Origin of the sequence: Microbispora corallina, from assembly GCF_016863035.1 — a bacterium.
Lineage (GTDB): Bacteria > Actinomycetota > Actinomycetes > Streptosporangiales > Streptosporangiaceae > Microbispora > Microbispora corallina.
Window position 1 is genome coordinate 25,577 of record NZ_BOOC01000029.1, and the last position, 19,995, is coordinate 45,571.

A 19,995-nucleotide genomic window follows, 5' to 3' on the forward strand; every position below is an offset into this window, starting at 1 on the left:
CTACCCCAACTGTCACTTTTAATCAGAAAACAACGTCAGAGAAACCTGATATAGCGAGAAATTGCGGCATTGACACAAGAACGCCCAGCTCCAGGTGCGGAGCCGGGCGTTCAAGGGTGGTGCCGGGGACACTCCTAGTGGCGGACGACCTTCACGTAGTCGTACGCCTCGGAGCCCTTCAGGCGGCTGGTGCCGTCGAACCTCACACCCCAGGTGCCGGACTTGAGCGCCCGGACCTTGGTGTAGAAGCTGCCGTCGGGGTCGCTCTCCGTCGTGCCGACGTACTTCCACTTGTGCGAGCCGCTGGGCAGGAAGTAGACGTCGATGTCCTGCTGGCCGAGCCAGTGCCAGTCGTGCCAGTAGTCCCGGCTGTCCTGGCAGTAGTCGTCGCCACCGTGGACGCTGACGTAGCTGTCCCACTCGTAGTACCAGTCGCCGTAGCACTGGGCGACCTGCAGCTTGCCCTGGAGGGCGAGCTTGTGGCCCTTGCGCACCGGTTCCGGCGTGGCGTCGAAGCCCACGATGCGGGTCGCCTTCGGGCCCTTCGGCCGCGGCGCCCACTCCTGGTGCTTCACGAAGAAGCCGCGCTCGGCGGAGAGCTGAGCGCCGTTCACGCCGACGGCCTCGACGTGAACCTTCCACAGACCGGTCTTGTGGCTCCAGGTGAACGTCCAGGACTTCGACGTGACGTCGTACTTCGCCTTGTCGTAGCCGGGACCGTCACTCTTGGAGAACCAGTGCCCGTCGCCGTCGCCGCCGCCGTGGTGGTATTCCTTGGGCTCCCAGACGTCGATGGAGAGACTCTTGACGTCCTTGGTCCGCACCGTGGCGGTGACCTCGACGGACCCATGCCGATTGACGACAACCGTGCTCGGGCTGACGTCGATCGACAGGATCTTGGGGTCGGGCAGGTAACCGTGCTTGGCGTCGTCCCCTGCGGTGGGGGTGGGCGTGGGCGACGGCGAAGGCGTGGCGTCGTCCGCATACGCGGGCGCGGCCACGAGCGCCATGGCGCCCATGGCGACCGCTACCAGGCCGGTAGCGATTCGTTTCACCATGAGGTAATCCTCTCCCCGTGAATCGAGCGCGCCCCGGGGGTGGGGCACGCCTACGTCATAGACGCCCGAAGGGAGAGAAAAGTTGCGTCAACCTCCAAAATAAATATCACAATTCGGCAACTGTCGGCTTCTGTATTTTATCGGCATTTATGGCTTTATGGCCGATTTGAGCAATTTATACTCGTCTGCCCGCGCTGACCGCCCGGGCGTAGCGGGTGCTGCCGGCGTACTCGGCGCGCCACTGGCCGTCGCCCCGCCCGTGCGCGCGGGCGCTGAACCAGCCGTCCTTCCTGGTGACGGCCGTGTCCATCTGCCGCCAGTCGCCGGAGCCCGCGGGGCGGAAGCGGATCGCGACCCGCTGCCCGGCGTACGGCCGGTAGTCCACCCGCCCGAGGGGGTCGACCCGCATCAGAGTGCCGGTGACCCGCACCCCGTCGCCGTCCCGCGCGACCTTGACCCCGTCCAGCTCCGTGGCGCGCCGGAGGTAGAAGACGGTCCGCGCGGTCGTCTCGGCGCCGTCGGCGCCCCTGGCCGTGGCGGTGACGGTCCACGCGCCGCACGGGTACCACCGCGACAGCGCCTTCTGCGGCAGGAAGCGCCAGGTCTCCCAGGCGCCGTCCCAGGCCGCCGTCCGCCGGACCACGCGGCCGGGGACGAGGGCGCCGCCCAGGATCGGCGGAAACCCGTCGAGGGCCGTCCGGGGGGCCTCGGCGCCGTACGGCGACGTCGGCACCACCGGTCCCGCGTCGCCCGACTGCGCCGCGTCGCTCCCGGCGTCGCCGGCCTCGCCGCCGTCCCCGTCGCCGTCGTCCCCGGGCTCACCGGGCTCGCCGGGCTCCCCGGGCTCGGACGGCTCACCCGGCTCCGTGGGCCTGGGCGAGCGCGCGCGGCCGGGTTCGACGACGACCGAGACCCGGTCGGCGTCGCGGGCAGAGACGTCGACGACCAGCCTGACCGAGCCTGTCGGCCCGACCACCGGGTCGACCGGCCGCACCGTGATCGAGCGGATCGCGGGCTCCGCGGCGGCCGCGGCCGGCGCCGGGGAGGCGGGCAGGCAGGCGGCCGGGACCGCCAACGCGGCAAGGGTGCGTCTCATCATGCCCCGAGACCGTACGCACCGGGAGCCGGGAGCCCGGCCTCGACACACTCCCCGCAGGGCAATGGTTCGGCCAAGGTCCCGGGGGCCGTCAGGAGCCGGCGTACATCTCGTCGATCACGCCGGCGTACCTGGCGTGGATCACGCGGCGCTTCAGCTTGAGGCTCGGCGTCAGCTCCGCGCTCTCGGCCGTCCACTCGACCGGCAGCAGCCGCCACCTCTTCACCTGCTGGACGCGGGCCAGCTTGGCGTTGGCCGCCTCCACCGCCGCCTCGACCTCCTTGAGCACGTCCGGGTGCGTCGCCAGGTCGGCCAGCGACTCGAAGGCGACGCCCCGCGCCTGCGCCCACCCCGGCGCGACCTCGCCGTCGAGGGTGAGGATCGCGACCGGGTACGGCCGGCCGTCGCCGTACGCGAGAGCCTGGCCCACGAGCGGGTGCTCCTTCAGGTGGTTCTCGATGTTGGCCGGGGAGATGTTCTCGCCGCCGGCCGTGATCATGATCTCCTTCTTGCGGTCGACGATGCGGACGAAGCCGTCCTCGTCGACCGACCCCACGTCGCCGGTGTGCAGCCAGCCCTCGTCGTCCAGCAGCTCGGCCGTCGCCTCGGGGCGGTTCAGGTAGCCCCGCGTGTTCAGGGGGCTGCGGGTGAGGATCTCGCCGTCCCCGGCGATCCGCACCTCGACGCCCGGCTGGGCCCGGCCGACCGTGCCCAGCTTGAACGAGTCGGGCGTGTTGCAGGTGAAGGCGCCGGTCGTCTCCGTCATGCCGTACACGTCGATGACCTTGAGCCCGAGGCCGGCGAAGAACCGCTGGACCTCGGACGGCATGGGGGCGGCGGCGGTGGCGAGCCATCGGGCCCGGTCCAGGCCGACGAGCGAGCGGATGACCGACAGCAGCGCCGCGTCCGCCTGCTCGTAGGCGGCCCGGACCTGGTCGGTGACCGTGTGGCCGTGCTGGAGGCCCTCGACGTACGCGAGCCCGGCGGCCATGGCGGCGCGCACCTTCTCCTGCTGCTCCTCGGGCTGGACGGCGAGCAGCGCCTGCAGCCGGGCGGCCATCTTCTCCCACACGCGGGGTACGCCGAAGAACATGACGGGCCTGACCTGGGCCAGCGTCGCGCCGAGGTTCGCGAGGTCGGTGCAGAAATGGACGTGGTTGACCTTGAACAGCGGCAGGTAGAGGCTCAGCACGCGCTCCGCGATGTGCGCGTAGGTGAGGTAGGAGATCTGAGTGCTCTGCGGGGGCAGGTCGATGACCCGCTGCGTCGACTCCACCTCGAACAGCACGTTGGTGTGCGTGAGCGGCACGCCCTTGGGGTTCCCGGTGGTGCCCGAGGTGTAGAGGACGGTCAGGACGTCGTTAGGGGCGACCGACCGCCAGCGCGCCTCGACGGCCCCCGGGTCCGCGGCGAGCGCGCGCGCCCCGAGGTCGAGGAAGTCCGTCCAGCTCAGGAACCGGTCGTCGCCCTCGGGTGCTCCGTCGAGCATGACGATCCGCTCCAGCGACGGAAGCTCGCCGAGCACCGGCTCCCAGCGCGCGAGCTCGGCGGGGCCGCCGATGACGGCGACCCGGGCGGCGACGTCGTTCGCGACGAACGCGATCTGGTCGGGGGCGAAGGTCGCGTAGACCGAGCAGGGGACGGCGCCCGCGTGCACCGCGCCGAGGTCGGCGAGCACGTGCTCGCTGCGGTTGACCAGCATGAGGGCGACCGCGTCGCCGGGGCCGACGCCCAGCGCGGCGTACCCGGCCGCGATCCGGAGGACCTGCTCCCGCGCCTCGCCGTACGTGAGCGTCGTCCAGCCGTCCCCGGCGGGGTCGGAGTAGGCGGGGGCGTCCGGATGCTCGCCGGCGGCCCACCTCAACTGCTCGCACACGGTCCTGCCGGCGATCTCGCCTTCGATCGCGGCCCGCTCGTCAAGAACGCCGCCCATCGCGCCTCCCAATGGTGCCCAGTCGCACGATTGGGATGCATCGCACCACACCTGATCACGACCGACAAGAGCCTGGAAGTGAGAAGTCCGACCGGTCGGTCCGTAAAGAACCCTTGAATCGGACAAAACGGACATTAAGCCAGGTAAGGTACAGGGAAATTATGTCATCGGGGGGAAGCGCATGACATCGGGACTGTCCGAGCCGCCGGTGCGGGAGCGCGAGTTCTTCGGCCATCCGCGGGGACTGGCCACGCTGTTCGGCACCGAGATGTGGGAGCGGTTCAGCTACTACGGCATGCGCGCCATCCTCGTGCTGTACCTGTCGGCGCCCCAGGTGCGCGGCGGCATGGGCCTTTCCGAGACGACCGCCGTGGGCGTGTACGGCGTGTACATCGCCTCGGTCTACCTGCTCGCGCTGGCCGGCGGCTGGCTCGCCGACCGCCTGTTCGGCCCGCGCAGGACCGTCCTGTACGGCGCGTCGGTCATCATGGCCGGCCACCTGAGCATGGCCGTCCCGGCGGGCGGGACCTTCGTCTGGCTCGGGCTCGTGCTGATCGCGCTCGGCAGCGGCATGCTCAAGCCCAACATCGCGGCGCTCGTGGGCGAGCTGTACCGCCACGGCGACGACGCCCGCCGGGACTCCGGCTACACGTTGTTCTACATGGGCATCAACCTCGGCGCCTTCGTCGGCATCATGGTGGTGCCCTGGCTCCAGACGGGCGGCCACTGGCACCTCGCGTTCGGCGCGGCGGCGGCGGGCATGGCCGTCGGGCTGACCCAGTACGTCCTCGGCCGCCGGCACCTCGGGGGCGCCGGCGAGGAGCCCGACCACCGGCTCACCCCGGAGGAGGAGCGGCGGTTCAAGCGGGTCGCGGGCTGGGGGCTGGGCGCCCTGGCCGCGGGCCTCGCCCTGTGGGCCCTCAGTGGCACGTTCACGGTCGACCGGTTCGCCCTGGCGCTCACGGTCGTCACGGCCGCCGTCCCGCTGGCGTACTTCGTGTTCCTGTTCAGGGGGTCGCACGAGATCACGCCTGAGGAGCGCACCCGCCTCGTCGCGTACGTCTGGCTGTTCCTGGCCGCCGCGCTCTTCTGGCTGATCTACGACCAGGCGGGCAGCGCGCTGCTGCTGTTCGCGAAGAAGAACACCGACCTCGACATCCTCGGCTACACGATCCCGCCAGGCTGGGTGGCCAACAGCAACTCGATCGCGATCGTCGTGCTCGCCCCGGTGTTCGCCGACCTGTTCCTCAAGGCGGGCGACCGGATCACCGCGCCGGTCAAGTTCGCCGTCGGGCTGGTGCTCGTGGGCCTGAGCTTCGTCGTCATGTCGATGGCCGCGTCGGTCGCCTCGGACGGCTCCCGGGTGTCGATCCTCTGGCTGCTGTCGGTCTACATGATCCAGACGATCGGCGAGCTGTTCCTCAGCCCGGCTGGGCTGTCGGTGACCAACAAGCTGTCGCCCCGGGCGTTCGAGAACCAGATGATGGGCGTGTGGTACCTCGCCATCGCCGTCGGCGACTCGGTCGGCGGCCAGGTCTACCGGCTGACGACCGTGGTGCCCATGCCGGTGTACTACCTCGCCCTCGCCCTCGCCGCCGTGGCCGGCGGCCTGCTGCTGCTGGCCTTCGCCCGCCGGGTCCACGCCCTGATGGCCGACCGGCCGGCCGCCCGTCTCGCCGGCGCCCCTCCCGCCTGAGTCCGCCCGGTCAGAGCGTCGGGGTGAGGGGCTCGCGCGGGCGGTAGCCCTGCTGGGGGACGCCGCCCGCGATGCGGCGCACGGCCTCCGTCACCACCTGCGGCGGCTGGGTGAACGGAAGCCGCAGGTGGCCCTCCAGCGTGCCGTCCACGCCGAACCAGGGACCGGGCGCGAGCCGGACGCCCCGCGCCGCCGCGGCCTCCGCCACCGCCGTGGCCGCCGGGGCGTCGAGCCGCACCCACAGCGAGCCGCCGCCTCGCGGCAGCCGGAACGACCAGCGCGGCAGCGCCTCCCGCAGGGCGGCGGCGAGCGCGTCGCGCGACGCGCCCATGGTGCGCCGCCGCTCCGCCCGGGTCTCCTCGATGCGCTCGAACAGCCGCGCCACGACCAGCTGCTCGAACACGGGCGTCGCGATGTCGACGGCCGACCGGAGGACGGCCAGGCGGCGGACCAGCGCGGCGCTCCCCCGCACCCAGCCGACGCGCAGCCCGCCCCACCACAGCTTCGAGGCGGATCCCATGCTCACCACCCGGCCGTCGGTGTCGAACGCGGCCAGCGGCGGCGGGGTCTCCGCCTCGTCCAGCGCGGTCTCGGCCCAGCTCTCGTCGGCGAGGAGCGTGACGTCGTACCGCCGGGCGGCGTCCACGAGCGCCACCCGGTCCTCTCGGCTCATCAGGTGCCCGGTGGGGTTCTGGAAATCGGGGATCACGTACCCGAGCCGGGCCGACGACTGCCGCAGGGCGCACGTCACCAGGTCGATGTGCCAGCCGTCGTCCGGGATGCCGACCGGCACCAGCCGGGCGCCGCGCATCCGGGCCGCGTCGAGCGCGTGGGGGTACGTCGGCGACTCCACCAGGACCGGGTCCCCCGGGCCGGCCAGCGCCGCCATCAGCAGGTGGACGGCCTGCTGCGCCCCGCTCGTCACGATGATCTGCTCGGGGCGGGTCGGCAGGCCGCGCTCGCCGTAGCGGCGGGCGATCGCCTCCCGCAGCGGCGCGAGCCCCGCCGGGTGGTAGCCCATCCCGAGGGCGTACCGGTGGTAGCCGCGCCCGGCCTCCTCGATCGCCTCGCCCAGCAGGGCCGTCGCGGGCGGCGCGGCCGAGTGCATGGGCAGCAGGCCGTCGTCGTCGGGCGCGATCCACGGGTTGTCGGTCCCGAGGGCGCCCGGGTCGGGCAGGGCCGTGCGGCTGCCCGACCCCTGGCGGCTCTCCAGGTATCCCTGCTCGCGGAGCCGGTCGTACGCCGTCGTGACCGTGGTGCGGCTGACGCCCAGGGCCTCGGCCAGGTGCCGCTCGGCCGGGACCCGGACCCCCACCGGCAGCCGCCCGTCCAGGATCAGCTCCCGCACCTGCGCCGCCAGCGCCCGGTAGTACGGACGGGCGTCCGCCGGGACGCGGACGAGCCGGGCGAGCTGCGGGGCGCTGAGGTACCGGTCCATGCAGGCCAATTTCCCGGATTGGCCCTTTCCTGGCAAGGGGGCGGCCGGAAGACTTGCGTCCACTATGACCGAGCTCTCCCTTCCCCGCTTCGGCGCGCTCCCGGGCCGCCTCGTCCGTCTCTACGCCGGGCTGGCCGGCTACGGGGCCGGCATCGCCCTGCTCGTCCGGTCGAACCTCGGCCTCGACCCGTGGGAGGTGTTCCACCAGGGCCTTTCCGTCCGCCTGGGCTGGTCGATGGGGCTGTGCATCAACCTGGTCGGGGCGCTCGTGCTGCTGCTGTGGATCCCGCTGCGGCAGCGGCCCGGGCTCGGCACGATCAGCAACGTGCTGCTGGTCGGCACCTGCGCCGACCTGGTCATGTGGCTGGTGCCCCCGCCCGCGCCGCTCGCGGTCCGGTGGGCGTTCCTGCTGGGCGGCATCCTCGCGATCGCCGCCTCGTCCGGCCTGTACATCAACGCCGGCTTCGGGCCCGGCCCCCGGGACGGCCTGATGACCGGCCTGAACCGCCTCGGCCTGTCGATCCGGCTGGCCCGCACGCTGGTGGAGCTCACCGTGCTCGCCGCCGGCTGGCTGCTCGGCGGCACCGTCGGCATCGGGACGATCGTCTTCGCCGTCACCATCGGCCCGGCCACCCAGGTGTTCATGAAGATGGGGCGCCGGGACCGGTAGCGTTGCGGCATGCGGATCGAGGACTACGCCCTCGTCGGAGACATGCAGTCGGCCGCCCTCGTCGGCCTGGACGGCTCGGTCGACTGGCTCTGCCTGCCGAGATTCGACTCCCCGGCGTGCTTCGCCCGGCTGCTGGGGGACGAGTCCAACGGCTTCTGGCGGCTCGCCCCTGCCGGTGTGGAGCGGCCCGTCCGGCGGGCGTACGCCGAGAACACCCTGGTCCTGGAGACGGTCTGGCAGACGGCGACGGGAGCGGTCAAGGTGATCGACTTCATGCCGCCCCGCCACGCCAGCCCCGACATGGTCCGCATCGTCGAGGGCCTGTCCGGGACGGTCGACATGGAGACCGAGATCCGCATCCGGTTCGACTACGGCCGGATCGTGCCCTGGGTCCGCCGCCGCGACGGGCACCTGCACGCGATCGGGGGGCCCGACTCGGTCTGGATCCACTCCGGCGTCCCCCTCAGGGGAGGCGACTTCCGGCACCGGGCCGCGTTCACCGTGTCGGCCGGGGAGCGGGTGCCCTTCGTGTTCACCTGGCACCCCTCCCACCGGCCGCAGCCCGAGCCGATCGACCCGGTCGAGCAGCTCGCCGAGACAACGCGGATGTGGGAGGAGTGGGTCTCCCGCTGCCGGTACACCGGCCGCTGGCGCGAGGCGGTCGTCCGGTCGCTGATCACGCTCAAGGCCCTGACGTACGAGCCCACGGGCGGGATCGTCGCGGCGGCCACCACGTCCCTGCCGGAGAACCTGGGCGGGGTGCGCAACTGGGACTACCGGTTCTGCTGGCTGCGCGACGCGGCCATGACCCTCGACGCGCTGACCAGCTCCGGGTACATCGAGGAGGCCGGCGCCTGGCGCACCTGGCTCCTGCGCGCCATCGCCGGCCGTCCCGAGGACCTCCAGGTCCTGTACGGCGTGGCCGGCGAGCGGCGCCTGCCGGAGCTGGAGCTGGACTGGCTGCGCGGCTACGAGGACTCCCGCCCGGTCCGCATCGGCAACGGCGCGGCCGGGCAGCTCCAGCTCGACATCTACGGCGAGGTGGTCGACGCCCTCTACCAGGCGCGCAAGCAGGGGATGCCGCCCGACGACCACGCCTGGGCGATGATCCGCAAGGTGATGGAGTTCCTGGAGGACAACTGGGACCGGCCCGACGAGGGCCTGTGGGAGGTCCGCGGCCCGCGGCGGCACTTCGTGCACTCCAAGGTCATGGCCTGGGTGGCGGCCGACCGGATGGTCCGGGTCGTCGAGGAGCTCCGGCGCACCGGACCGGTCGAGCGGTGGAAGGCCCTGCGCGACCGCATCCACGCCGAGGTCTGCGAGAAGGGCTTCGACCCCGCCCGCGGCACCTTCACCCAGTCGTACGGCTCCCGCGAGCTGGACGCCGCCTTACTGCAGATCCCCATCGTCGGCTTCCTGCCGCCCGACGACCCCCGCGTCGTCGGCACGGTCGAGGCCATCGAGCGGGAGCTCATGGTCGACGGGCTCGTCCTGCGCTACCCGCTCTCCGAGGACAACGCCGTGGACGGCCTGCCGGGCGGCGAGGGCGCCTTCCTGGCCTGCAGCTTCTGGCTCGCGCAGGCCCTCGCCATGATCGGCCGCCGGGACGACGCGGTCGCGCTGTTCGAGCGCCTGCTGGCGCTCACCAACGACGTCGGACTGCTGTCGGAGGAGTACGACCCCCAGCTCGCCCGGCAGCTCGGCAACTTCCCCCAGGCCTTCAGCCACATCCACCTCATCCGGACGGCCCTCGCCCTGGAGTGACCCCGGGCCGATCGGGCCGTCCGGCGCCCGGCCCTTCCCTCCGTACTACTCGCGTGCGTATACTCGCGTACGAGTATTGAGGTGGGGGTGGTGAGGGTGGCCAGGCGGCGGAAGGTGAGCAACATGCTCGGGCTGGCCGTGCTCTCCACGCTCGTGGCCAAGCCGATGCACCCGTACGAGATGGCGGCCGCGCTCAAGGCGCGCGGCAAGGACGACGACATGGCCATCAAGTGGGGGTCGCTCTACACCGTCGTCCGCAACCTCGAGAAGCACGGCTTCATCGAGGTGGCCGGCAGCTCCCGGGACGGCGCCCACCCCGAGCGGACGATCTACCGGATCACCGACGCCGGCCGGGACGAGTACGCCGACTGGGTGCGCGAGCTCCTCGGCACGCCCGAGCCCGAGCAGCCGAGGTTCAAGGCGGCCCTGTCGGTGTGGGGCATCCTGCGGCCGGAGGAGGTCGCCCGCCTGCTCCGGCGGCGGGTGGCCCTGCTGGAGGAGGAGATCGCCGGCCGGAGGGAGGCGCTGGCCGGGTGGCGCCGGGACGTTCCCCGCCTGTTCCTGGTGGAGGCGGAGTACGACCTGGCGATGCGCGAGGCCGAGGCCTCCTGGACCCGGTCCCTGCTCGGCGAGCTCGCCGACGGCACGTTCCCCGGACTCGACCTGTGGCGCCGGTGGCACGACACCGGGCAGACGCCGCCCGACCTCCCGGAAGGGGACCCCCACCTGTGAGTCGACCCCGGCGAGGTGCTGCAACACCCCGCCGGGGTCTCATCCTCGAACCGATCCCGCGGAACGGAACCCGGCCACGAGGTGGCAACCGCAACAATAGCCGGGCTCCGTCCCCGGCCGGTTCGGACACGCATCCGGAACCGGAGGAGACACATGGAGAAGACCCGTCACACCCAGACCCAGGCGCCCGGCATGGAGGGCGTCGTCGCGCGGTGGTACGCCCGCCAGCGCAGCTCGGCGCCGCAACTGGCCGCCGTCCGGCGGTACGCCCGGGAGGTGACCGCAGGGCTCCCGGCGGGGGCCGCCGTGCTGGAGGTGGCCCCAGGCCCGGGCTACCTGGCCGTGGAGATGGCCCGGCTCGGCTTCGCGGTGACCGCGCTCGACCTCAGCCGCACGTTCCTGGAGATCGCCGCGGCCGAGGCGCGCCGGGCCGGGGTCCGGATCGACCTGCGGCACGGGGACGCGGCCGACCTGCCCCTGGGCGACCGCACGTTCGACCTGATCGTCTGCCAGGCGGCGTTCAAGAACTTCGGACGGCCGGTGGACGCGCTGAACGAGATGCACCGGGTGCTGCGGCCCGGCGGCACGGCCGTGATCCAGGACATGAACCGGGACGCCACCGACGCGGAGATCGCCGAGGAGGTCCGGGGGATGGATCTCAACGCGGTGAACTCGTTCCTGACCAGGGTGCCGCTGCGCGGGCTGCGGCGCCGGGCCTACTCGCGACAGCGGTTCGAACGGCTGGCGGCCGAGAGCCGCTTCCGCGGCTGCGAGATCAGGACCGACGGCATCAGCCTTGAGGTGCGGCTGACCAGGCGCGCCTCCTGACGGACGACGGGCGCCGGCTGCCGTGTCGCGGGAGCCGGCGCCTCCCCGCGCTCACCCGCGCGACCCCCTCCGGCCGCCTACCGGCGCGCCGCGCATGCCTCACTCCCCCACGCGCGATCCCCTGAGGCCGTCCCGCCGGCGTGCCTCGCTGCCTCGGTGCGCATGCCCGCGAGCCGCTCAGGTCGTCCCGGAGACGTTCCCCGGGACGTTCCCCGCCTGCTCGGCGCCCCTGCGGACCGCCTCGGCCGCGACAAGCAGGAGCAGGCCCACGAGGACCGGCCACAGCGGGAGCCGCCAGGGCGTCACGAGCGTCGCCTGGAGGCGCAGCCGGTCCACGACCATGGCGGCCGCCACGTGCGGGAGCGCCGGTCCGGCCGCCGCTCCCACAACCAGCAGGGCGCCGAGCCCGGCGACGCGTGCCGCGTCCCCGCGCCGGAACGGCGTGCCGGCCCGCACCGACAGCAGCAGCGGGCGCAGGAGCGCCGCGGCCGCCCCGAGGCACAGGCCCGCGATTGCGGCGTCCCCGCGCGAGAGGAGTTGCTCGGCGACCGTCGAGTCCCACGCCACCAGGTCCAGCGCGCCTCCCGGAGGCTCCAGCCGCGCGCTCCGCGGAAGCGTCGCTCCCGGGACCCGCACCGGCGGCACGTCGACCGCCGTCGCATTGATCGTCACCGGTACGGTCACGGCGGCGCCCGCCTGCGTGGCGCCGTTGACGGCGTACGCCACGCCTCCCAGCGCCGCGACGGCTCCGGCCAGACCCACGACGGCCGTGAGGAACCCGATCAGCCGGGGACCGGCGTACCGCCGGCGCCCCCTTTCGGCGCGCCGCCGCGCGATCGCCGCCATCGCCGTCCTCCTCGTCGTCCGCCCGTCGTCCCAGGATCGCGCGAGGACGGGCCGACGGGAACCCCGCTGGACGGAGCGGGACGGGGACGGGACGGTCTACGACTGCCCGGCGATGCGGGCGAGGAGGCGGGCGAACTCGGGCGGCGGGGCGACGACGAGGCGGGTCTGGCCGTCGTGGGCGACGAGGTCCGCCTGGATGCGGGTGAGCCGGTCGCGGTGCCACCAGTACACGTGGGGGCTGAGGCCGTCGGGCCGGGCGGCGTACTCCCGCTGGCCGAACATCCGCAGCCGCTCGATCGCCCGCACCACCCCGATCCCGGCGACCGGGTGGACGGCCACGATCCCCCGGTGGGGCAGGGTGGCGAGCATGCCGTCCGCGGGGACGGGGACGTGCTCGGCGAGGCGGCGCAGGTGGGCGGCGGCGCTGGGGGCGGCCAGCAGCGACACCTCCGTGCCGCCGAGATCGATCGAGGACACGGTGGGCCGCTCGTCGGCCAGCGCGTTCCCGACCGCCACGTCCAGGGCGCGGGCCGGCGGGATCGGCCAGCAGAAGGCCTCCTCCGGCCGTACCGGACGGGCGCCGATCGTGAGCACCTCGATCAGGTCGGCGCTCAGATGGCGGCCGATGATCCGGGACGGGTCGGGGATCGCCGGGTCGTCGGCGGCGTGCAGGCGGGTGCGCAGCAGCGGGCGGATCGGCGTGAGGTTGCAGGCGTCGAACGGCTCGCCGGACACGGCGTGGGACAGGTGCTCGGAGACGAGCATCGGCCAGTCCTCGCGTGAGCGGCGGCCGGCCTCGCGGCGCAGGCCCACGAGGTTGACGACCCGCTCCCCCTCCGGCGAGGTCAGCGTGAGCGACGCGCCGTCGGCGGCGAAGCCGCACGTGTAGCCCATCGTCTCGGCGACCAGGGCGAGCAGGGAGTCGAGGTCGACGTCCTCGACGGATCTCGGGGCGGGGTGGTCGGGCCGTGTCCGGCCGAGCAGTCGCCGCAAGAGTCCCAATGCACCGTCCCTCCGCCGCCGCCCGGACCGTTCCGGGGCGCGTTTCAGGTTGCCTGGTCAGGGTTGCGGAACATGCCAGTCAGAGAACACGATTCGGTCACAATAACCCCATCTGCCTCCAACCACACACAGAACTGTGGTGATCCATGGCCGACGGGAAGGCCCGCCACGACGGGCACGCCGAGAGGCTCCAGCCGTTCGGCGAGGACGGGAAGCGGGTCGCCGCAGTCCACCCACGAGCCCAGCACGACGCCCAGCGCGCCGTCGAGGCACCCGGCCTGCAGCAGCTGCGTCACCATCCGGTCGATCCGGTACGGCTCCTCGCTCACGTCCTCCAGCAGGACGATCCGCCCCCGGGCCTCCATCGCGTACGGCGTGCCGCACAGGGCGGCCAGCAGCGTCAGGTTGCCGCCCGTGACGGGCCCCCGCACCACTGCCTCCCCCGCCGCCTCCCCGCTGCCCGGGACGAGGACGCGGTCGCCCAGGACCGGCGACAGGGTCTCCCCCTCGAACAGCGCCTCCCGCAGGTGCGCGAACGTCCGGGGCTCCGGGCCCTCGGGGTCGCTGATCGTGGCGCACGCGGGCATCGGACCGAACAGCGTCGCCACGCCCAGCCGGGTGGCGAAGGCCCGGTGCAGCGCCGTGACGTCGCTGGAGCCGAGCAGGATCTTGGGCTCGGCCTCCGCCATGGCGTCCCAGTCGAGCAGGCCGAGCAGCCGGGTCGCGCCGTACCCGCCCCGGACGCAGAACACGCCGGCCACGTCGGGGTCGCACCACGCGTCCTGGAGGTCGGCGGCACGCGCGGCGTCCGGCCCGGCGAGGTAGCCCTGTCTCCCCCGCACCCCGGCGCCCTCGACCACCTCCAGGCCGATGCCCCCCAGCACCTGGGCCCCACGTTCGAGCCGTACGGGATCGGCAGGCCCGGAGGGCGCGATCAGAGCCACGGTGTCGCCCGGCCGCAGCCTCCGGGGAAGCCGCGCCGCCCCTGCCGCGCCCGGCCCGTCAGCCCCCCGTGGGACCGTTACAGAGGCGTCACCGGCCGCCCCGCCCCCGATGCGCTCGCTCACTCCCCAAAGGGTGTCAGACTTAGCCGTACCTATGCGACCTCCGACGCACATACTCGTGGTCAACGGCGTCAAGGTCCGCCGGCCGGTGTTCGTGATCGCGGCCCCGCACTCCGGCGCGGACCTCCTGGGCCGTGCCCTCAAGCGCTCCCCCGGCTTCCACATCACGATGGGGCGCGGCCCGGTGGCCCGCGTCGTGTACGCCTTCGCCCGGCGTCCCTCGATCGCCCGCAGCGGCGGCGCGCCCCGGGTGCTGCGCGACGTGCTGGCCGAGGCGTGGCAGATCGTCCCCGGAGCCTGCGCCGAGTGCACGACGGCCTGCCGCGAGGCGGGCGGCATCGTGGGGTCGGGGCCGTGCGCGGGGCCCGGGGCGCTGTCGCGGTTCGGGGACGCCGGCCCCGACCTGCTCTACAGCGCGCCGGTGCTGCTGCAGGCCTTCCCGGACGCCCGGCTCATCCAGATCATCCGGGACGGCCGCGACGTGGTGGCCGACATGCTGGCCGATCCCACGTGCCTGGCCTGGTTCAAGCCCCACATGCTCGGCGAGGACGCCGAGTTCCCCAACCCGTTCCTCGGCGTGCGGGCGGCCGAGCACCGGGAGCGCTGGACCGCGATGCCGGCGGCCGGCAAGTGCGCGCTTCGCTGGCGCGGCGCGGTGCGGCTCAGCGCCACCCTGCGGCGAGAGCTGCCCGCCGAGCACCTGCTCACCCTGCGGTACGAGGACATGCTGTCCTCCCCCGGAGAGGCCATCGACGCGGTGTCGGCCTTCCTGGAGGCCAAGGTCAGCACGATCGCCCTGTACGGCGCGCCCCGGCCGGCGCCGGGCACCTGGCGCAAGCGCCTGTCCCCGGCCGACGCCGAGCTGGTGGAGAAGGTCGCCCGGGAGGAGCTCAGGCGCCTCGGCTACCGATGACGCGGCCCTCCGGGCTCGGGCTCTCGCTGAACTGGGTGCGGTACAGCTCGGCGTAGGCGCCGCCCAGCCGCAGCAGGTCCTCGTGGCGGCCCCGCTCGACCACCCGGCCGTCCTCGATCACGAGGATGGCGTCGGCCTCCCGGATCGTGGACAGGCGGTGGGCGATCACCAGCGAGGTCCGCCCCCGAAGGGCGGTCCTCAGCGCCTTCTGCACGGCCGCCTCGGACTCCGAGTCGAGGTGGGCCGTGGCCTCGTCGAGGACGACCACCCGGGGGGCCTTGAGCAGCAGGCGGGCCAGCGCGACGCGCTGCTTCTCGCCGCCCGACAGCCGGTAGCCGCGGTCCCCGACGACCGTGTCGAGCCCTTCGGGCAGGGCCTTGACCAGGTCGGCGATCTGGGCCGCGCGCAGCGCCTCCCAGACCTCCTCGTCGGACGCCTCGGGACGGGCGTAACGCAGGTTGTTGCCGATCGTGTCGTGGAACAGGTGCGCGTCCTGCATGACGACGCCGACCGTGTCCCTGATGCTCGCGAGCGTGGCGTCGCGCACGTCGAGGCCGTTCAGGCGCACCGCGCCCTCGTTCACGTCGTACAGCCGGGAGACGAGCGAGGTCATCGTGGTCTTGCCGGCCCCGGAGTGGCCGACGAGGGCCACCAGCTCCCCCGGGCGCGCCGTGAACACGACGCCCTTGAGCACCTCCTGGGACGGCCCGGTGTCCGGCCGGGCCACCGACTCCAGCGACGCCAGCGACACCTCGGAGGCCGCCGGGTAGCGGAACCGCACGTCGTCGAACTCGATCGTCACCGGCCCGCCGGGGACCTCCTCGGCGCCGGGCCGCTCGGCGACCATCGGCTTCAGGTCGAGCACCTCGAAGACCCGGTCGAAGCTCACGAGCGCCGTCATCACGTCCACGTGGACGTTGGACAGGCTGGTCAGCGGGCCGTACAGGCGCATGAGCAGCGACGACAAGGCGACCAGCGTGCCGAGCGCGAACGCGCCGGAGATGGCCAGGGTGCCGCCGAGGCCGTACACCAGGGCGGTGGCCAGGGCCGCCACGAGGCCGAGCGCGATCCGGAAGACCGCGCCGTACATGGCCACAGTGACGCCGACGTCGCGGACGCGGCCGGCGCGTCCCCCGAAGTGGACGGCCTCGTCCTCGGGCCGGCCGTACAGCTTGGCGACCATGGCCCCGGCGACGTTGAACCGCTCGGTCATCACCGAGCTCATCTCGGCGTCCAGCTGCATCTGCTCCCGCGTGAGCACGGACATCCGCCGGCCCACCCACTTGGCCGGGAAGATGAAGATCGGCAGCAGCACGAGGGCGACGAGCGTGATCTGCCACGACAGCACGAGCATCGCGCCGAGCACCATGACGAGGCTCACGACGTTCGACACGACCGACGACAACGTGCTGGTGAGGGCCCGCTGGGCCCCGATCACGTCGCTGTTGAGCCGCGACACCAGCGCGCCGGTCTGCGCCCGCATGAAGAACGCCACCGGCATGCGCTGGACGTGGTCGAAGACCTCCGTGCGGAGGTTGTAGATCAGGCCCTCGCCGATCCGCGCGGAGAACCACCGCTGCACGAGCCCGAGGCCGGCGTCGAGCACGGCCAGCAGGCCGATCGCCGCCGCGAGGGCGGCGACGAGGTCGGTCCGCCGCGGGATGATGCCGTCGTCGATGATCGCCTTCATCAGCAGGGGGTTGGCGATCACGATGACCGCGTCCACCACCACGAGGGCGAGGAACCCCGCTATCTGCCACTTGAACGGGCGCGCGTAGCCGGCGATGCGCCGGACGGTCCCGGGCGCGATCCGTTCCTTCGTCACGGAGCTGTCCCGCCGTAACGACCGCATCACCTGGAAGCCGTAGCCCCCGTTCATCATCGCCATATGTCGTCCATCCTCCCGCAGGTCCAGCACCGGGAGGAGGCCCCCGATTCCTCCGTCAGCTCGAAGCGAACAGCGCCCTGATCCGCGCCGCCTGTTCGGCGCGCTCGGCGGCGGCCTGGTCCTCCAGCGTGCGCCCGGGCGCCGCCTGGAGCAGCCGCTTGGTGGCCGTGGCCGCCGCCCGGTCGGTGGCCAGCAGCGCCGCGGCCAGGTCCTGTACGGCCTGGTCCAGCTCCTCGCGGCGCACCGCCATCTCCGCCAGGCCGAGCTGCAGCGCCTCGGCCGCCCCCACCGAGCGCGCCGTCAGGCACATCTCGATCGCACGCGGAACCCCCACGATGTCGGCCAGCGGCTTGGTCCCGGTCAGGTCGGGCACCAGGCCGAGGGCCGGCTCCTTCATGCAGAACTGAACGTCGTCGGCGACGACCCGAAGGTCGCACGCGAGCGCGAGCTGGAACCCGGCGCCGATGGCGTGGCCCTGAACCGCGGCGATCGACACGATGTCGGGCCGGCGCAGCCACAGGAAACCCCGCTGCGCCTCGGCGATCCGCCGCTCGAACGCCCCGTCGTCGAGGGCGGCCGCGGTCGCGAACGACCCCTGTCCTGGAACCCCCTCCGGTGTGAACATGCGCAGGTCGATACCCGCTGAGAAGGACGGCCCCTCACCTCGGATCACGACGACTCTCACGCGGTCCGGCAGGGTCTCCCCCATCCGGGCCAGCGCCGACCAGGTCGCGAACGTCTGAGCGTTGCGTTTCTCCGGCCGGTTCAGAGTCACGGTCGCGATCTCGCCGTCCACCTCGAAGCGCAGTCCGACCTCGGCCGGCGCGGCCGCCGAGATCGACTCCGAATCCGAGAGGTCGCGCACCGCGTCGGTGTGCTCCTCGTGCCCCCCATGTGCCGCTTCCGCCATGCCCCTGCCGTTCCTGCCTCCGGTGGAGCCCTCGTCCGCTCGCACGACGGGTCCGGTGCGACGTCCCGTCCGTGCCCAGCGGCCGCGCTCCTGTCTGCCCGATCGCGTCAGAGCCTACCGAACAAGGTTCTGGCCCGGCGACGCGACCACTCCTTCGAGCGGGAACGTGTGGCTGCGGTCGCGTGTGCTGAGGCGGATCTAGCGCTTGGACTTGCCCCGGGTCGCCCCGCCGCGCCCGCGCAGAGTCACGCCGGACTCGCTGAGGATGCGGTGGATGAACCCGTACGACCGGCCGGTCGAAGCCGCCAGAGCGCGGATGCTCTCACCCGCGGAGTAGCGCTTCTTGAGATCACTGGCCAGCTTTTCACGGTCGGCCCCGGTCACCCGGGTGCCCTTCTTGAGAGTCTCGGCCACGAGTACCTCCTGTAGTGCCAGACTTCCGCAGCGTTACTTCAGCCATGATCAGTCATTTCGACGGGATCGGCTACCTACTCCGCGGGAAAAGATCCCTACCCGCTCAAATTAAGATCAGGCAAGTGCCACAAGATCGGAAAATTCGTCGCTCCATGCGTCTTCGACTCCGTCTGGCAACAGAATCACCCTATCGGGCCGCAGTGCCTCAACCGCCCCCTCATCATGTGTGACCAGCACGATCGCGCCCGTGTAGGAGCCCAGGGCCGACAGCACCTGGTCCCGTGAGGCCGGATCGAGGTTGTTCGTCGGCTCGTCGAGCAGCAGCACGTTGGCGCTCGACAGCACCAGCGTCGCGAGCGCGAGACGGGTCTTCTCGCCGCCCGAAAGGACCCCCGCGGGCTTGTCGACGTCGTCGCCCGAGAACAGGAACGAGCCGAGCACCTTGCGCAGGTCGACGTCGGCGAGGTCGGGCCCGGCCGAGCGCATGTTCTCCAGGACCGTGCGCTCCGCGTCGAGCGTCTCGTGCTCCTGGGCGTAGTAGCCCATCTTGAGCCCGTGGCCCGCCCGCACCTCGCCGGTGTCGGGCTTCTCGATGCCCGCGAGCAGGCGCAGCAGCGTGGTCTTCCCGGCGCCGTTCAGGCCCAGGATCACGATCCGGGAGCCCCGGTCGACGGCCGCGTCGACGTCGGTGAACACCTCCAGCGACCCGTAGGACTTGGACAGGCCGTGCGCGGTGAGCGGCGTCTTCCCGCACGGCGCGGGGTCGGGGAAGCGCAGCTTGGCGACCCGGTCGCTGCGCCGCTCGCCCTCGACGCCGGCGAGCAGGCGCCGGGCCCGCCGCTCCATGTCCTGCGCGGCCTTGGCCTTCGTGGCCTTGGCCCGCATGCGGTCGGCCTGCGACAGCAGCGCCGAGGCCTGCCGTTCGGCGTTGGCCCGCTCGCGCTTGCGGCGCTTCTCGTCGGTCTCGCGCTGCTCCAGGTAGGCCTTCCAGCCGACGTTGTAGGTGTCGATCACGCAGCGGTTCGCGTCGAGGTGCAGGACGCGGTTTACCGTCGCTTCAAGAAGGTTGACGTCATGGCTGATGATCACCAACCCGCCCTGGTGGGAGCGCAAAAAATCACGAAGCCACCCGATCGAGTCCGCATCGAGGTGGTTTGTGGGCTCGTCGAGCAGGAGAGTCTCCGCTCCGCTGAACAGGATGCGGGCCAGCTCCACCCGCCGCCGCTGGCCTCCGGAGAGCGTCGCCAGCGGCTGGCCGAGGACGCGGTCGGGCAGCCCGAGGCTCGACGCGATCGAGGCGGCCTCGGACTCCGCGGCGTACCCCCCGAGCACGTGGAGGCGGTCCTCCAGCCGCCCGTAGGCGCGGACCGCCCGGTCCCTGACCCGCTGGTCGTCGGCGGCCATGCCGAGCTCGGCCTCCCGCAGGTCACGCAGGACCTCGTCGAGGCCGCGGGCGGACAGGATGCGGTCGCGGGCGAGCACCGTCAGGTCGCCGGTGCGGGGGTCCTGCGGCAGGTAGCCGACGCTGCCGGTGATCGTCACCGTGCCCGCGGCGGGGATGCCCTCGCCCGCGAGGACCTTGGTGAGCGTGGTCTTGCCCGCTCCGTTGCGGCCGACCAGCCCGATCTTGTCGCCGGGGTTGACCCGGAAGCCGGCGGCCTCGATGAGCAGGCGGGAACCCGCGCGCAGTTCGACGTCGGTGGCGATGATCATGATGAGTGGGACACTCCCGTGAGGAGACAG

17 protein-coding genes are annotated in these 19,995 nt (G+C 72.6%); 6 read left to right on the forward strand and 11 right to left on the reverse strand.

The window, feature by feature from the left end; translation table 11 throughout:
- Positions 1 to 134: 134 nt before the first annotated feature.
- The 3 genes from Mco01_RS25555 to Mco01_RS25565 form a co-directional block, all read right to left on the reverse strand.
- Positions 135 to 1,058: a hypothetical protein gene (locus Mco01_RS25555; protein WP_157099235.1), complete on the reverse strand. Its 924-nt coding sequence runs from the start codon at positions 1,056 to 1,058 to the stop codon at positions 135 to 137.
- Positions 1,059 to 1,233: 175 nt separating this feature from the next.
- Positions 1,234 to 2,157 carry a hypothetical protein gene (locus tag Mco01_RS25560; RefSeq protein WP_204059422.1) on the reverse strand — a complete coding sequence of 308 codons (924 nt, stop codon included), beginning with the start codon at positions 2,155 to 2,157 and terminating at the stop codon, positions 1,234 to 1,236.
- Between the two features lie 88 nt (positions 2,158 to 2,245).
- The gene (locus tag Mco01_RS25565; protein ID WP_204059423.1) at positions 2,246 to 4,087 is read right to left on the reverse strand and encodes an AMP-dependent synthetase/ligase; all 1,842 of its coding nucleotides are present in this window, start codon (positions 4,085 to 4,087) and stop codon (positions 2,246 to 2,248) included.
- A 181-nt stretch (positions 4,088 to 4,268) separates the two neighbouring features.
- On the opposite strand from Mco01_RS25565, the gene Mco01_RS25570 reads away from it, so the two are divergent.
- Positions 4,269 to 5,783 (forward strand): peptide MFS transporter, encoded by a 1,515-nt coding sequence (locus tag Mco01_RS25570; RefSeq protein WP_204059424.1) that lies wholly within the window; start codon positions 4,269 to 4,271, stop codon positions 5,781 to 5,783.
- Positions 5,784 to 5,793: 10 nt separating this feature from the next.
- Here Mco01_RS25570 and yczR read toward each other — a convergent pair whose 3' ends face one another.
- Positions 5,794 to 7,221, reverse strand: coding sequence for a MocR-like transcription factor YczR (yczR, locus tag Mco01_RS25575; protein WP_204059425.1), 1,428 nt, complete (start codon positions 7,219 to 7,221; stop codon positions 5,794 to 5,796).
- A 64-nt stretch (positions 7,222 to 7,285) separates the two neighbouring features.
- Here yczR and yczE point away from each other — a divergent pair, with 64 nt between their 5' ends.
- From yczE to Mco01_RS25595, 4 genes are all read left to right on the forward strand, one after another.
- Entirely contained in the window at positions 7,286 to 7,891 is a 606-nt protein-coding gene (gene yczE, locus Mco01_RS25580; protein WP_204059426.1) for a membrane protein YczE, read from the forward strand.
- Positions 7,892 to 7,900: 9 nt separating this feature from the next.
- Positions 7,901 to 9,655: a glycoside hydrolase family 15 protein gene (locus tag Mco01_RS25585; RefSeq protein WP_204059427.1), complete on the forward strand. Its 1,755-nt coding sequence runs from the start codon at positions 7,901 to 7,903 to the stop codon at positions 9,653 to 9,655.
- A gap of 90 nt (positions 9,656 to 9,745) precedes the next feature.
- A complete protein-coding gene (locus Mco01_RS25590) occupies positions 9,746 to 10,387 on the forward strand; it encodes a PadR family transcriptional regulator (RefSeq protein ID WP_239103908.1) in 642 nt (213 codons plus the stop codon).
- A 153-nt stretch (positions 10,388 to 10,540) separates the two neighbouring features.
- Positions 10,541 to 11,215, forward strand: coding sequence for a class I SAM-dependent methyltransferase (locus Mco01_RS25595; RefSeq protein WP_204059428.1), 675 nt, complete (start codon positions 10,541 to 10,543; stop codon positions 11,213 to 11,215).
- A 177-nt stretch (positions 11,216 to 11,392) separates the two neighbouring features.
- Here the strand turns inward: Mco01_RS25595 and Mco01_RS25600 are convergent, their stop codons facing one another.
- From Mco01_RS25600 to Mco01_RS25610, 3 genes are all read right to left on the reverse strand, one after another.
- The gene (locus Mco01_RS25600) at positions 11,393 to 12,061 is read right to left on the reverse strand and encodes a hypothetical protein (protein WP_204059429.1); all 669 of its coding nucleotides are present in this window, start codon (positions 12,059 to 12,061) and stop codon (positions 11,393 to 11,395) included.
- A 96-nt stretch (positions 12,062 to 12,157) separates the two neighbouring features.
- Positions 12,158 to 13,054 (reverse strand): hypothetical protein, encoded by an 897-nt coding sequence (locus Mco01_RS25605; protein WP_239103909.1) that lies wholly within the window; start codon positions 13,052 to 13,054, stop codon positions 12,158 to 12,160.
- A gap of 53 nt (positions 13,055 to 13,107) precedes the next feature.
- Entirely contained in the window at positions 13,108 to 14,007 is a 900-nt protein-coding gene (locus Mco01_RS25610) for a S66 peptidase family protein (protein WP_239103910.1), read from the reverse strand.
- Between the two features lie 154 nt (positions 14,008 to 14,161).
- Here Mco01_RS25610 and Mco01_RS25615 point away from each other — a divergent pair, with 154 nt between their 5' ends.
- Complete coding sequence (locus Mco01_RS25615; protein ID WP_204059431.1) at positions 14,162 to 15,040, forward strand: sulfotransferase; 879 nt, start codon at positions 14,162 to 14,164, stop codon at positions 15,038 to 15,040.
- Here Mco01_RS25615 and Mco01_RS25620 read toward each other — a convergent pair.
- From Mco01_RS25620 to Mco01_RS25635, 4 genes are all read right to left on the reverse strand, one after another.
- Positions 15,018 to 16,928, reverse strand: coding sequence for an ABC transporter ATP-binding protein (locus Mco01_RS25620; RefSeq protein ID WP_204059432.1), 1,911 nt, complete (start codon positions 16,926 to 16,928; stop codon positions 15,018 to 15,020). The two genes, Mco01_RS25615 and Mco01_RS25620, sit on opposite strands and share 23 nt — an antisense overlap.
- Before the next feature lie 55 nt (positions 16,929 to 16,983).
- Positions 16,984 to 17,838 (reverse strand): enoyl-CoA hydratase/isomerase family protein, encoded by an 855-nt coding sequence (locus Mco01_RS25625; RefSeq protein WP_204059499.1) that lies wholly within the window; start codon positions 17,836 to 17,838, stop codon positions 16,984 to 16,986.
- A gap of 198 nt (positions 17,839 to 18,036) precedes the next feature.
- Entirely contained in the window at positions 18,037 to 18,252 is a 216-nt protein-coding gene (locus Mco01_RS25630; RefSeq protein WP_030904785.1) for a helix-turn-helix domain-containing protein, read from the reverse strand.
- A 114-nt stretch (positions 18,253 to 18,366) separates the two neighbouring features.
- Positions 18,367 to 19,965 carry an ABC-F family ATP-binding cassette domain-containing protein gene (locus Mco01_RS25635; RefSeq protein WP_036318542.1) on the reverse strand — a complete coding sequence of 533 codons (1,599 nt, stop codon included), beginning with the start codon at positions 19,963 to 19,965 and terminating at the stop codon, positions 18,367 to 18,369.
- Between the last annotated feature and the right edge of the window lie 30 nt (positions 19,966 to 19,995).